General features: G+C 55.6%; 16 protein-coding genes. 5 read left to right on the top strand and 11 right to left on the bottom strand.

Features of this window, described 5'->3' with window-relative positions:
• The first annotated feature begins 88 nt into the window (after positions 1-88).
• A complete protein-coding gene (gene rsmF, locus ACMV5H_RS05515; protein WP_414821560.1) occupies positions 89-1,525 on the top strand; it encodes a 16S rRNA (cytosine(1407)-C(5))-methyltransferase RsmF in 1,437 nt (478 codons plus the stop codon).
• Between the two features lie 3 nt (positions 1,526-1,528).
• On the opposite strand, the gene ACMV5H_RS05510 is transcribed toward rsmF, so the two are convergent.
• From ACMV5H_RS05510 to ACMV5H_RS05485, 6 genes are all read right to left on the bottom strand, one after another.
• Positions 1,529-2,500, bottom strand: coding sequence for a spore coat U domain-containing protein (locus ACMV5H_RS05510; RefSeq protein ID WP_414821559.1), 972 nt, complete (start codon positions 2,498-2,500; stop codon positions 1,529-1,531).
• On the bottom strand, positions 2,497-5,019 hold the full coding sequence (locus ACMV5H_RS05505) for a fimbria/pilus outer membrane usher protein (protein ID WP_414821558.1): 2,523 nt from the start codon (positions 5,017-5,019) through the stop codon (positions 2,497-2,499). Before ACMV5H_RS05505 ends, ACMV5H_RS05510 begins: the two co-directional genes overlap by 4 nt.
• Positions 5,020-5,037: 18 nt before the next feature.
• Positions 5,038-5,835 (bottom strand): molecular chaperone, encoded by a 798-nt coding sequence (locus ACMV5H_RS05500; RefSeq protein WP_414821557.1) that lies wholly within the window; start codon positions 5,833-5,835, stop codon positions 5,038-5,040.
• 18 nt (positions 5,836-5,853) lie between these two features.
• Positions 5,854-6,378, bottom strand: a complete 525-nt coding sequence (locus ACMV5H_RS05495) for a spore coat U domain-containing protein (RefSeq protein WP_115158403.1) — start codon at positions 6,376-6,378, stop codon at positions 5,854-5,856.
• Positions 6,379-6,389: 11 nt separating this feature from the next.
• Positions 6,390-6,908: a spore coat U domain-containing protein gene (locus tag ACMV5H_RS05490; RefSeq protein ID WP_021804629.1), complete on the bottom strand. Its 519-nt coding sequence runs from the start codon at positions 6,906-6,908 to the stop codon at positions 6,390-6,392.
• Between the two features lie 63 nt (positions 6,909-6,971).
• A complete protein-coding gene (locus ACMV5H_RS05485) occupies positions 6,972-7,517 on the bottom strand; it encodes a spore coat U domain-containing protein (protein WP_021804630.1) in 546 nt (181 codons plus the stop codon).
• A 507-nt stretch (positions 7,518-8,024) separates the two neighbouring features.
• Here ACMV5H_RS05485 and ACMV5H_RS05480 point away from each other — a divergent pair.
• Positions 8,025-8,273 carry a DUF1480 family protein gene (locus ACMV5H_RS05480; RefSeq protein WP_021178226.1) on the top strand — a complete coding sequence of 83 codons (249 nt, stop codon included), beginning with the start codon at positions 8,025-8,027 and terminating at the stop codon, positions 8,271-8,273.
• A 53-nt stretch (positions 8,274-8,326) separates the two neighbouring features.
• On the opposite strand, the gene ACMV5H_RS05475 is transcribed toward ACMV5H_RS05480, so the two are convergent.
• A complete protein-coding gene (locus tag ACMV5H_RS05475) occupies positions 8,327-8,932 on the bottom strand; it encodes a hypothetical protein (RefSeq protein WP_094981821.1) in 606 nt (201 codons plus the stop codon).
• Positions 8,933-8,935: 3 nt separating this feature from the next.
• Positions 8,936-9,322 (bottom strand): ASCH domain-containing protein, encoded by a 387-nt coding sequence (locus tag ACMV5H_RS05470; protein WP_021804633.1) that lies wholly within the window; start codon positions 9,320-9,322, stop codon positions 8,936-8,938.
• Between the two features lie 338 nt (positions 9,323-9,660).
• On the opposite strand from ACMV5H_RS05470, the gene yniD reads away from it, so the two are divergent.
• Entirely contained in the window at positions 9,661-9,768 is a 108-nt protein-coding gene (yniD, locus tag ACMV5H_RS05465; RefSeq protein ID WP_223499378.1) for a small membrane protein YniD, read from the top strand.
• Here yniD and ACMV5H_RS05460 read toward each other — a convergent pair.
• Entirely contained in the window at positions 9,765-9,953 is a 189-nt protein-coding gene (locus tag ACMV5H_RS05460) for a hypothetical protein (RefSeq protein ID WP_059200596.1), read from the bottom strand. The genes yniD and ACMV5H_RS05460 overlap by 4 nt on opposite strands.
• 172 nt (positions 9,954-10,125) lie before the next feature.
• On the opposite strand from ACMV5H_RS05460, the gene ACMV5H_RS05455 reads away from it, so the two are divergent.
• The gene (locus ACMV5H_RS05455) at positions 10,126-10,335 is read left to right on the top strand and encodes a DUF2767 family protein (RefSeq protein ID WP_094981822.1); all 210 of its coding nucleotides are present in this window, start codon (positions 10,126-10,128) and stop codon (positions 10,333-10,335) included.
• 151 nt (positions 10,336-10,486) lie between these two features.
• On the opposite strand, the gene ACMV5H_RS05450 is transcribed toward ACMV5H_RS05455, so the two are convergent.
• The gene (locus tag ACMV5H_RS05450; protein ID WP_094981823.1) at positions 10,487-11,059 is read right to left on the bottom strand and encodes a HutD family protein; all 573 of its coding nucleotides are present in this window, start codon (positions 11,057-11,059) and stop codon (positions 10,487-10,489) included.
• The gene (locus tag ACMV5H_RS05445) at positions 11,059-12,429 is read right to left on the bottom strand and encodes a formimidoylglutamate deiminase (RefSeq protein WP_115158401.1); all 1,371 of its coding nucleotides are present in this window, start codon (positions 12,427-12,429) and stop codon (positions 11,059-11,061) included. Before ACMV5H_RS05445 ends, ACMV5H_RS05450 begins: the two co-directional genes overlap by 1 nt.
• Positions 12,430-12,612: 183 nt before the next feature.
• Between ACMV5H_RS05445 and hutC the strand changes: the two genes are divergently transcribed.
• Positions 12,613-13,368, top strand: coding sequence for a histidine utilization repressor (gene hutC, locus ACMV5H_RS05440; protein ID WP_414821556.1), 756 nt, complete (start codon positions 12,613-12,615; stop codon positions 13,366-13,368).
• The last annotated feature ends 97 nt before the right edge of the window (positions 13,369-13,465 follow it).

Here is a 13,465-nt window from a genome sequence, read left to right as displayed (position 1 = left end):
CCCATTGATCGAAACTTGCCGGTATTCTCAGGCAGGCAGTTTATGGTAAACTAGCCCCTTCGATTTTTTTCCGCCCTGAGAGCTCCCTGTGGCTAAACCTGCCCCTGCTTTTTTGCCTCCTGCTTTTCTCGACGCAACTCGCGCCATCATGCCTGACCATTTATCCATGGATGACTTCATCGCTATTTGCCAGCAACCCTTGCGGCGTAGCCTGCGGGTCAACACGCTGAAAATCAGCGTTGCGGACTTTCTGGTGCTGGTCAAAGACTACGACTGGCGGCTGGAACCCATCCCCTGGTGCCCCGAAGGCTTTTGGATCGAGCGCGAGGACGAAGCATTACGGCTGGGCAGCGCGGCGGAGCATCTAAGCGGCCTGTTCTACATTCAGGAAGCCAGTTCCATGCTGCCGGTGAGCGCCCTGTTTGCCGAGCGTGAAACCCCGCGCCGAGTGCTGGATGTCGCCGCAGCGCCGGGTTCCAAAACCACCCAGATCGCCGCATTGATGGGCAATCAGGGCGGCATTGTCGCCAATGAATATTCGGCCAGCCGAGTCAAGGTGTTGCATGCCAACATCAGCCGCTGCGGCGTCAAAAATACGGCGCTGACCCATTTCGACGGCCGGGTGTTTGGCGCAGCCTTACCGGAAAGCTTTGATGCCATCCTGCTGGATGCGCCCTGCTCTGGTGAGGGCGTGGTGCGTAAAGATCCGGATGCCATGAGCAACTGGTCGCCAGAAAGCGTAGCCAGCATCGCGCAAACCCAGTGGGAACTGATCGACAGCGCCTTCCACGCCCTGGCCCCCGGCGGCGTGATGGTTTACTCCACCTGCACGCTGAATGCCCAGGAAAATCAACAGGTGATACATCAACTGTTGGCAACCTATGGCGACGCCGTCAGCATTGAGCCGCTGGGTGACCTGTTCCCACAAGCGCAACTGGCCCTCACTCCAGAAGGCTTCCTGCACGTATTCCCACAGATTTATGACAGTGAAGGCTTCTTCGTCGCCCGGCTACGCAAAAATCACAGCGTTCCGGCATTGGCCAAACCGAGCTATAAGCTGGGCAAGTTCCCTTTCGCCCCACTTTCGGCCCAGGAGTCCGCACTGGTGGCGCAGGCTGCCGCAGCCTCGGGTTTGGTCTGGGATGAAACCAGTAAATTATGGGCGCGGGATAAAGAAATCTGGCTGTTTCCAGCCGCGCTGGAGCCTTTGGTCAGCAAAGTGCGTTTTTCCCGCATTGGCGTAAAGTTGGCGGAACGCTTCCCAAAAGGGTTCCGCTGGCAGCATGAGGCGGTGATCGCCTTGGCGGCCAGTGACAACCCACAGACTTTTGAGCTCGATGCAGCACTGGCCCAGGAATGGTTCCATGGCCGCGATCTCTACCCCTCGCAACCCCCACAGAGCAATGAGTGTATCGTTACTTATCAGCATCAGCCGCTAGGGCTGGCCAAACTGATCGGCAGCCGGATTAAAAACAGCCTGCCCCGCGAACTGGTGCGCGACGGAGTACTGGATTTCCATCAATAACGTCTAATAGGCGACGGTAACCGTGACAGTGTCACTATAACTCCCCGCTGGCTGGTTGTTTTGCGACAGGTTAACCGAGGCGGTATAGGGAAAGGATTGCGAGGTACCCGTGCCCGTCGCGTTGCTATTGGTGGCGGCGGTCCAAACGGTGCTATCCCCCTTGAACAGCTGATACTGAATATAGCTGGTGGTGCCGTTTACCGTAGACGCCATTTGCCGATATTGCCCCGAACTGGCGACGCTGCTGGTCAGGTTGACCGAGTAGCTGGCGTTGAGGGTGCAACGTACGCTGATGGTATTGGACACAACCGTAGTGAGGCCAGACGGCAACGCCGCGCTACCGAACCCGACATTTGGCGCGCTGTCGATATAGCAAAAATTGGTGACAACCAGCGACAGGCTGACATTGGCGCCGGACGTTATACTCCCGGTGTCCGCGACACAAATGGGGCCAAGCGCAATCGAGCAGATGCTCCAGTCCCAAGCGATCGGAATGGTATCCGTATAAGTGCCAGCAGCCAGATTAGAGTTCATTTGTGGCCGGATAAAAATCGGCAGCGTGCTGTTTGGCCCGGTAAACAGGCCTAGTAAATCCAGGGCGGTAGTACTGGTCCAGGTAATGACGCTGCCCTGATTATACAGGGTGCTACAGCCACCCTCCTTGCACAGACTGTATGGTAGATACTGGCCGGTTGCCGCACTGTATAAACGCGGCTGGTTGCCAACTGGATGTAAAGTCGCACCGATGGTGGCCTTAATGGTGTTAGTACCGCCAATATTAAGCAGCGAGCCGGTACATTTCAGCCCGCTACTGACAGAGGTGGTTAACGGAGTCGTGCTGACGTCAAAGGAATTTTGTGTGCCCAGGCTGCCCGCGGTTGCAGGGGCGGTGCAGCCCGCCCAACCGAATGGCATAACCCCCACTAACAGCAGCAATGCCAATCCTGCTCGCATCCATCGTAATAACATAATCATGATTTTTTCTCTTCGGCACTGCCTTGGCAGACCAGCGGCCCGACCTGTTCAATGCTGTGATAATTGGGGTTCAGGTCGAAATCCACACGGCACATTGAGCGGTCGTCCTGCTGAATACTTAACTGGCCGTGGGATTGTAAATGTGAGAAGTACACCAGCCCGTCATAGCCGACAACGGTGGTTTGTTGCGTGGTTTGTTCCGTGACCAACGTGCCCAATTTCAGCGGTTGCCCGGCGGTGTCATGCAACGTGATATTGGCCGAGAGGACTTTTTGTACCGGGAATTTCACCACCATCCCGCTGCCTTGCTTAACGGCAATGCGATTGTTGACCTGGTTAGCCACCACGTCCGCCGGTAACGGCAGTGTGTCGATCTCGACCTTGGCCGGATAGTACGAACTGATCGACGGGATCAACAGGTGCCCATTGCTGTCGGTGGTGCCCATCTTCTGATTCTCATACAGCACCGAAACCCCGGCATAATTATCGGTATCCACCACGATAAACGCGTCGTTGATCTTGTCCGACAGGAACCAGGAGTTAGCCATGAACACCACTGAGCCGCTCAGGTCTGCCCAGTGGGTATATTCCCCTTGTGGGCCGAAGATGCCGCCTTGCAGCGTGGCATAGCGGGTTTTCCAGGTGGCATCGGCCTGTTGATAGGCATCGCCACCACCGCTGTAAGCCAGGTTCCAGCCCATGCCGCCATCCGTGGGAGCCGCCTTGCTGGCCCCCACCTGATGCTGATAATGCCCATTATTGTTACGTGCTAACCCTGCATTGAGGCTGACATCACTACCCAGTGGAATAATGAATTGCAGCTGCGCACTGTAACCGTTATCCCCCAACGTTTTATTGAGTGAGACAAACATGCTGCTCTGGCCCCACAGGGCACGGCTGTAAGAGAAGTTCACCAGGCGGGTATGCGAGTTGTCATAGGCCTGCACGTCGTAATAGCCCAAGCCCAAGGTGCCATTACTCGAGCCAAACGGCGAAGCGCTGAAGGTGGCCTGATCGGATTGGCGGCTCAGGCGGGTATTGCTGGTGTAAGACGTGAGATCCTGATAACCCACGGTGCGCGAAGCACGTTGTGCCGAAAAGCTAAATAACGTCGAATTATAGGAGTAGCCCAGTGTGTACTGGCTACCGTCTTTTTTGTCCGTCACGTTAGTGCCCAGCGGATTGTCTATATTCTGATTGGGGTCGGGCATACCTGGCGTATTCGGCCGGACAATCTGGTCGTTCACCACGTCGCTGGTCGCCACCGGCGGATGATTAGCCTTGCTCTGGCTGGCAGACAGGCTGAACGTACCCCATGTTCCCACCGCGATATCGGCCCCCAACCCGCCGAGTGCCAGCCCTTGCGTGGCCTCGCTGTGCCCGGAAAGCGTCAGATAATTATTCAGCCCGTAGCGGTAAATCCCGCTGAAAGCAGCGTCGGAATAATCGCCGTTGGAGATGCCATAATCCTGGCGCACCGCGCCGAGTGACACATCAAAGTCGCTCAGGTTTTTACGCAACAGGGTGTTGGAAACATAAAACGGCACCGTGGTCGATACCTGGCGCCCGACCGCATCGGTGGTGACGATCGTCGCTTCACCAGCCCCGTTGATGTAAGGCACATTGGTGAGGGTAAACGGCCCGGAGTTCAGATTATTGCTGCTGGCCTTAAAGCCGTTGAGAAATAAATCCACGGTGCTGGGGACCGCTGCAGTACCGCTATATTGCAGTAGCGGATAGGTCACCAGATCCGGGCGCAGAGCAAAATTGCGGCTGATGCGTAATCCCCCCATGCGGGCCGAATTACTCCAGGTTAGCGAGTTGCTGACAAAATCCCCAAGCTGATAGCTGATCAGATCTTGTTCATCGCTATAACGCCAGAACGTATCGTAGCGCAGATAGCGGTCTTGTACGGCACTGCCGCCCTCGCCGGAAACGGTGTCGATATTGTAGCGATAGGTCCCAGTGTTACTGATAAACCCCAGGTTGCTAAACAACCGCTGCTCCATCCAGGTGGCAACCGATCTGGAACCTTCGTGAGGATCGGTATAATAGGAATCGTAGTTAAGCAGCAGACCGGTGCTACTTTGCGCCACCGTGTAATTCATCAACTCACCGCCGCCGACGTCCTGTTTTGGCAGCCAGGCATCCGGTACCTGAAAAATCAGCTGCTGGGCGGCCGAATCATATTTCACCTTCACCCCAGGCAACTCCTCGACCTTAATCAACCCTTGCTGACCATTGGTCTGCACGTGGTTCTTTGCCAGCACGCCGGCCTCCACGTAATACGCATTGTCCCGATAGGTCACAGGAACAACCTGCCCGTCGCTCTGGCCATTGACGACCAGGGTCAGGTAGAACATCGCATTGGTGATCACCGGTGCCGCACGCGGGGCATCGGGCAATGATGAGTATTCCTGCGCCTGAACGCAGAAGGTACTCAGGCAAAGCAGGCACAGACCGCCCCGGCAATACAGCGGATACTGATGATCGGAACGAGTAATGGCTCGGATCGGCATTCGTCGCGCTTCCTGCCGCTATTCGCCGCGTGGAATGACGATGGGTTTGGTGTTATGGGCAATTTGTGCATTGAGTTGTGCACCAGGGCTAACCCCGGCAGGAACCGGCCAACGCATCGACTGCCCAGGCAAGACGTAGCCCATAAAACCCGCGATCATGGTTTTCACTCCCTGCTGTTGGTTGCCTTTCTCTGACCAGAACACATTACTCAGCCGCGCATGCACAATGCCGCTATTACGAACCTGCAAATAGGTTTTTCCACCGTCATTGATCGTGTGCCATTGCAACACTGGGCGCGTCGCCGTGGCAGCATCACGTTTGATATCGCTACGTTCGTTGGTCCACAAGCCGCCTCCATACATAAACAGCGGCAGCAGATAGCGCATCTGTAATTGCAGCCCTACTACCGCTTTGCTTTGCCCCCCGGCAGCGCCACTGATCGGCGACGGGATTTCATCAACGATGATGCGGTAGGCTTGCTCAGTATTGGCCGGTACTGGCGTATTGCGGATCAGCCTGATCAACTGCCGTTGCCCCGGCGGTACGGTGGCAAACGGTGGGCTGGCGACCACGTTATTCTGATCGGCATAGCGATCGTTAAAATTTTCCTGTTTCCACGCCAATACCCGCACCTGTAGAGAAACGGGTTCTGCCCCGCGATTTTCCAGCCATAAGGCGGAACCGTTCTGATCGGACTCAATGATTTGATACACCGGCCAGACCAGCACCGAGCTGGCGGCTTGTGTCGTGATTGAAGCACACAGGGTGTAACTCAGTACTACAGCGCTGATCATACGGGTAAACAAGGTAGACATGGCTCATATCCTGATGATTCAATAAGTTAATGTTACGGTGACCGTATCGGTATAAGTGCCTGCCGAAGGCAGTGTGGTCACGGCGTATAACCGGGCATAAACCGGGTAAGTTTGTGTGGTGCTGGGAAAACTGGGGATAGACATCACCAATGCGCCATTGCCCCAGACCTGACTACGGTTGGCATCGCGAAACAGCTGATAACCCAGCGTGTCGCTATTGGCGCTGTTTTGCATAAAACGCCGGGTAGCGCTGCCCCCGTGGATGCCGTAATCCATGGCTATGCTGACAGTCGCTCCCGGCGTACAGGTCACCACCACCGAACCGGCACCGGCGGTGCTCACGGTATCGACATTACTGGCAAGGGTCGTCATGGTGCCAAAATTGATGGTGCCGAGGTTGGATGTGGGGCTGGAAAACGAGCTGCCAAAAGCACAGCCGTTGGTCAGGGTTGCCGTCACGGTAAAGGTGGTGCTAGTTGGCGTGGCAGCACGTAGCGCACCGCACATCATCAACGGCAGCATGAGCAAGGAGACATTGCGCATCAATGCCCCCGCTACCAGGACACGGTGACATTCACCGTATCCAGATAAATACCGGCTGCCGGTGTGGTTTGCGCGGGAACACGGCCATAGACGGTGTGCCATTGATCGGCTCCGTTGCCAGTGTCACTCAACCCGGTGGTGTTATCCCAAATCGTTCCCCCAGGTTGGTTGGTGTAAAGGTTGTACAATACGCTAGCCGAGCTATTGGTGGTATTTACCATTTTGCGATTCGTAACCACACCGCTGCTGCCCCCATCCAGCAAGATTTTATAACTCAGACCACTGACGCATTTGACACGGATTGAACCCGCCAACTGGGCGCTGGTCGCGTTGATCACAGTGTTCACAGCGGCAAAATTGCCGAAATTCATCGTGCCAAAGCTGGTATTGCCAGACGTCGTTGTTCCCGCTTCACAGGCGGGCAGCAACGTAGCCGCAATACCGATCGTCGCCGCCTGGCCTAAGGAAATGTTGAGCAGCAAAGACTGCGACAAGATCGCTGGCAACAGCAGCAATACCCTGATCCCCATGCTCATTCCTTCCCGTATAGAAAACCAGCCAGGGGCTGATTCGCCCCCGACGGAATAACAGCCTTACCAGGAAAGCGTGGCGACTACGGTATCGTTGTAAGTCCCTGCGGTTGGTGTGGTGCTGAGTTGGTCGCCAGGTAATACGCGGCCATAAATCGGGATGTTTTGCGCCGTGGTGCCCGTCGTTAAAGCAATCGGCGTATTAATGGCGATTTCCGTGGTACGTGCACTATCAGAATAGAGGCGATAAGGAATGGTGTCGCCGCCGGAACTCATGGCGCGCAGCCCGCCCGTTGCCGCCAGACCGCCATTGAGCGACAGCGTCGGGCTGAGGCCATTGCTGCAGGTGATGGTGACCGCGCTGGAGCCATTGGCACCAAACACCGTACCGTTGATTACGCTGGTCAGATCGGAGTAACTGCCAAAGTTCAAGGTCCCCCATTGGTTGGTGCCGCCAGTCGCGCCGCCATTACCCACGGTACAGCCGCTACCGATCGTCAACTGAATACCGACTTGCCCTGTCAAGGTCCCCGCCGCCTGCACACCAGAAGCCAACGTCAAGGTTGCAGCAGCCAACAAGGCCAGTAATAAACGCTTTTTTTCGCCCATGATAACTCCCAATAACAACTTACACCGATGTGTATTCATGCAACCAGGTTGCGTATGGAAATTCTCTGGTGGACTCACGCACTGCCAAAAACTGCCAAAGGACGACGCTCAAGCCGGGTTCTGTTTTTTTGCAAGGGAACCCTGACGGTAACAACCTGATGAAACAGGCTATCGTGGTTAAATATAGATCAATAAATTTAGCTTAAGCGGAATTTATCTGCTTTGAATGAAATAAGAATAAAAAACCATTTTCCATGTTATTAACAAACTTTACTCCAGAAAATAGCGCTATACCTCGACTTTAAAATTGTTAAGGAGTGCGATAGTGAGGAACGTTAATATTTATCGTGACTATTAAGTAAGCATTGATGGTTGGGTCTAGTGCCACGGCAGCGTCCCGCGGACCAATGGCTACTTTTATTGTGACTTTTTCGCCTGTTTGTCTATGCTTATTGGGTGGTCACAACTGGTCACACCTCATACCACTAGTTTCAGCAAGGAGTTCCAATGGGCAAAACCGTCGTGAAAATAGGCAGCTTCGAGGTTGATGACGCGCATTTAACGCCAGCATCTGAACACGCCGAAGGGAAAAGCACCCTGGCGATCCCCTGCAAATCGGACCCCGACCTGTGCATGCAGCTAGACGGTTGGGACGAGCACACCAGTATTCCGGCTATGCTGGATGGCCAACAGTCGCTGCTGTACAAACAGCATTACGATCGACATGCGGATGCCTGGGTGATGCGGCTGGAGTAGAGAGGTTCAGGAGAAAAGACGCGCCGTGTTCCCATTGGGCACGGCACGTTGTTTTATGCGATGGCGATACCGCGCCCGGCAAAGAAACGGCCAAAATCTGCCAGTGACATTGTCACCTTCTGGCGACTGGCAAGGCTATCACCGGAAGGATTATGAAAGGTAACGCTATGCCGATCTGCAGCGAACACCAACACTAGATGCCCACCCCGCGCTGGCGGCTGTGCCGCTGGCTGCCGGATACTCGGATGCACCGAGGCGATAAAATAGCGGTGTTGCTCCAGCAACTGCGGCAACTGACTTTCATCGAGATTGACTCGCACCTCTGCCGTTAGCGCAAACTGTTCACGCACAAACACCACAAAGGGCGCATAAATCAGCCCCTTGATCCGTTCGCCGTCGCGCACATAGGCCCCGTAAGGCATGCTGCGGCGTGCCAGCTCCAGCAAGGGCGGCACCGTGCCATCCCGGTGCGTCAGCACCATTTTCAGACAGGCCATGCCGCACACGTGGTTGGCCCACTCGACATATTCCGCCTGGCTGGCCGCCCCGCTCAGCACCCAGTTGGCATCATCCGCCAACGTGGCACGCCCGGCAATCAGATCGGCAGCCAGCTCTGGCGTCGCCCATTGGCACACGTAGGGCACTTCAGGCTGAGACATCACTCAGAATTTTTCGATAACCTTGAAATGCATCAACACCAGCGTCATATCCGGTGAGAACAGTTCATACTCTTCGAAGAAGCGTTTGTGCTCTTTGCGCCAGTAATCCAGCGAGCGATCGCCTTCCCCCTCAGCCAGGGCATGAGCCGCATCCACCTGCTCATAGGTGCTCATATCCACCTTCGTCAGCTCAATGGCGCACACCGGCTCATTCTTGCCGTCCACCACCACAAAGACATCGCCAGGCTGCGGAATACCTTCGCCATCCAGATTGGAGCAGGTGGCGGTCTTGACGCCATCCAGCACCAGTTTCACCAACTCATCCGCCTGCTGTTCGGTATCACCAAACGCCCAACGTTCTACATTTTCATACTTTTCAGGAATGGCCATTGCTTTACCTTTATTGATTGAGTCACAGGTGCTCAGGCAATATTACACCGTATTCCCTCACGTCTGCATCCATCACGTTGCCGCACCGGCTCGCAGCCCCTGCTTTTTACCTGACTTTACGGTAAAGTTCTGTGCGTATTGCAGTGCAGCATTCATACTGTGGATCAACATGTCCTCAATGGCAGCCAACCTGCCAGGGCAATAAAATGAACCAGGCAGAGCAAGATCCCGATGACACCTTCAGTGATTTACTGAAAATCATCACAGTTATAGCCATCATCCTCATCGCTCTGGGTAGTTGGTACCTCTGCGTCTAAAGAAAAATAAGGAACCCCGAATTGCCAACCAAGCGTATGCGTACCAAGCACTGGAAAATGTTTGTGATCCTGGTGCTGATCTGTCTGGCCCTGCTGCTATTGCGCTGGGCAGCTATCGTCTTCGGCTAATCCTGCATTTTGTTAACCGCCTCTCCCGCTCGGGTAGGAGGCGCTTTGGCCACTGGCTCCAACAGCTCACGCAAATAGGCGATGCGGGCCTCCCCCTGTGGTAGCCACCAACGGCACCAGCGGTTTTTCACTTCGGCATCTCGGCTAAGTTGATAATAAGCCGCTAATTGTTCGACCAATTTCATGGTTGCGCCCCTCTCGTTGATTTGACCAATCCAGTATTGAATATAAAAACAAGAAGAAACACTGATGGGATGATTTTTATACTTCCGGTTTTATTTTCTCTATGGCCTGACGGCTGGCGTAGCCGGTTGGCAACTGCTACATTGAGCAAAAATCACCCAGCCGAGGTTAGCGATGAAGTTCTCGGAAAAGGAGATCAAACCAGTATGGGATGAGGTTGCCCGATTGATTGGCGACAGCGTGATGCAGTTGCGTCATCGAGGCGAGGAATTGTCGGTGGAGAGCCTGTCCAGGCAGTTGGCGCAGCATCTGGCGGAAAGCCACGATATCGAGCAGCGCATCCTGATCGGTGCAGCGATCAACATGCTGAAAGAGGGAAAGTGAATCGCCAACCGAAATGGTTGGCGATCCTGTAAGAGCCCAAGGTATGCAAGCCCGGCCTCTCTTGGTGTTATATTCTCACGTCAGCCCTGGCAGAGTAATCGGAATAGTCCAGATTGGTGACAAAGAATGCGCAGGCTCGGCCTACAGCCCCCTATAACAGCGTGGCAGGCACGATATCGGCCCATAAGGCCCGCGCATCATTGCCCTGAGCCACCAGCCTTAGCGGGCCATCCCCTGGTAGCCACCAGCAACCCTGTCGTGCGGCCAGCAACTTGCCGTCTGGCAACTGCCATTGCCCTCGCAGCACATACAACACACCGGCATGCTGTAGCGATAGCCCGATGGTTTCAGCAATGCGTTGCACCTGCGCCTGGTAGTGACCACGCCGCGTCATGATGTTGAAGTCCTGGCTGCTGCCGCCCAATAATCTGGCCTCTAGCGACACATCCCCAGAGAAAGCAAACGGCTCACCGATGCGCTGCAACCGGTGATCGATCAGGCCTTCGCTGAACAAATGTACGCCATCGCCTTCCAGCAAAGTGATGGACCGGTCAATGCCGTTAAAGGCCGAGAAAGGCCCATTCTGCGCGATGGTAGCAATGCTGGCACGCCAGCCGAATTCGGTGTTGCCCGGCGGTTGGCAGGTAATTTCGCGAGTTTCTCCGCCGCCATTACGCCAAGGGCTCACCGGCAGCTCGGCAAAATCGAAACGGTTCAGTTTCATCACGCCTCCTGTTGGAACGTTTTCAGCACCTGTAGGAACTCAGCGCTGCTTTGCTGTTGCAACGCGTGACGTCCCTGCTCAATCACCTGGCGGCCAGCAACAAATACGTCGCGGATCTGCTCTTTGCCCCCGGCAAACAGCCAGCGGTTGAGGATAGAGGCATCAGGCGCAGATGCCAGATACGGGTCGTCACCATCCAGCACCAACCAGTCCGCACGATAGCCTACCGCCAGCTTGCCAATTGCCGTACCACAGGCCTGAGCACCGCCCCGTAATGCCTGTTGATAAAGCACGTCTGCCACAGCGGGTTGCTCTGGCGTGGTCAGGCGGTTACGGCGCTGATCGCGCAGCCGCTGCCCATACTCAAACCAGCGTAACTCTTCCACCACGTTTAGGGAAACATGGCTGTCCGAACCGATCCCCCAGCGCCCTTGGTGGTGCAAATAACTGTCGCCTGGGAAAATGCCGTCTCCTAGATTCGCCTCGGTGGTCGGACATAATCCGGCCACTGCTTTGCTGTGAGCCAGTTGCTCAAGCTCCACACGATCCAGATGAGTGGCATGCACCAGACACCAGCGGCTATCCACCGGCAAATGTTCATACAGCCAGGCCACCGGGCGTTGACCGCTCCAAGCCAGGCAGTCGTTGACCTCTTTTTGCTGCTCGGCGATATGAATATGTACCGGCAAGGTCTGGTCAGAGGCCGCCAGGATCTGCTGCATCTGTCCCAGTTCAACCGCCCGCAGCGAATGGAAACATAACCCCTGATTCTGCAATGGCTGACCTGCCAGTTGGCGAGCTATCACCTGTTGCTGTTCGAGGTAGCTCTCCGCACTCTGAATAAAGCGCCGCTGCCCCGCTTGCGCAGGCTGAGCACCAAACCCGGCGTAGCTGTAAAGCACCGGCAACAGGGTCATGCCAATGCCTGCCTGAAGCGCTGCCTCACTGAGGCGACCTGTCATCTCGCCCCGGTCGGCGTAAGCTTTTCCTTCCGGTGTGTGATGCAGATAATGGAACTCGGCAACCTGGGTGTAGCCGCCCTTGAGCATTTCGATATACAGTTGACGGGCGATAACCCCAACCTGCTCCGGGGTTAAGCGCTGAACCAGGCGATACATCAGATCGCGCCAGGTCCAGAAGCTGTCTTGCGGGTTGCCCGCTACCTCTGCCAGCCCGGCCATCGCGCGCTGGAAGGCATGAGAGTGCAGGTTCGGCATGCCCGGCACCACGTCGCCGTGCAGGCGCAGGCAACCGCCTGAGTCAGCATTGGTGGTCACTTGGGTCAATTGGCCGTGAGCATCGACTTCGAGCCGTACGTTACGGGCCCAACCGGTCGGAAGCAGTGCGCGAGAGGCAAAATAAGCAGGCATAGCAGTATTCCAAAGTAGGTGTAACGGCTAAGAACGCACGACTGTCACGCCGCGCAGGTAAAAAATTTGTAAACCAGTTTCATTCATCTGGTGAACGGACGCTTACTTGTATATACATATACATATCTTCAACATCAACAGTAAACTGGTGTTATTATTTTTTTATTTGACGAGGTTAACGTCGTGGTAGATCAACAGACCGTGTTGCAGCTGGCTGCAGCAATGAGCGATACCCCCGCCCCGATCTATCAACGGGTCAAACAGGCCATCGTAAGCCAAATCCGTGCGGGCCTCTGGCAGCCGCACCAACGCGTGCCCTCGGAAAGTGAACTGGTCAGCGAGCTGGGCGTCAGCCGCATGACCATCAACCGGGCCTTGCGTGAATTGACCAGCGAGGGCTTTTTGATCCGCATGCAGGGCGTTGGCACCTTCGTGGCCGAGGCCAAGGCACACACCGCGTTGCTGGAAGTGCATAATATCGCCGATGAGATCGCCGCCCGAGGGCACCGCCACAGCAGTAAAATTTTGCAGCTGACCGCCCGCCCTGCCAGCGCAGAGGAGGCGACGGCATTGGGGATCCCGCCGGGCCAGCAGCTGTTCTACTCGCAGATTGTGCATTATGAAAATGACGTGCCGGTGCAGGTGGAAGATCGCTGCGTCAATCCGCTGGCAGCCCCAGATTATATGAAGCAGGATTTCGATCGGGTCACGCCCTATATTTACCTGACCCAGTCCGCTCCGCTGACCGCAGGTGAACATATTGTCGAAGCCGTGGTGCCAACCAAGCAGGAGCGCGAACTGCTGCAATTGGAAGACCACGAGCCGGGCCTGCTGATCCATCGTCGCACCTGGTCTGGCAAAATGGTGGTGACTTCTGCGCGCCTGCTCTATCCAGGCAGCCGCTATCAGCTGTTTGGCCGTTTTACCAATCAGGTTTAAGTTGGACAGAGCGTGCTACCCAGGGGGCGCAGTTTATGTGCAGCGCCCCTAGGGCCGTTTCTGGTACCGCTAAACCCTGCCTTTTTCGCGTTTCATC

This window comes from Serratia sp. N21D137 (genome assembly GCF_047530005.1).
Lineage (GTDB): Bacteria > Pseudomonadota > Gammaproteobacteria > Enterobacterales > Enterobacteriaceae > Chania > Chania fonticola_B.
Note: the sequence above shows the minus strand (reverse complement) of the source record. Positions and strands in the feature narration are given on the sequence as shown.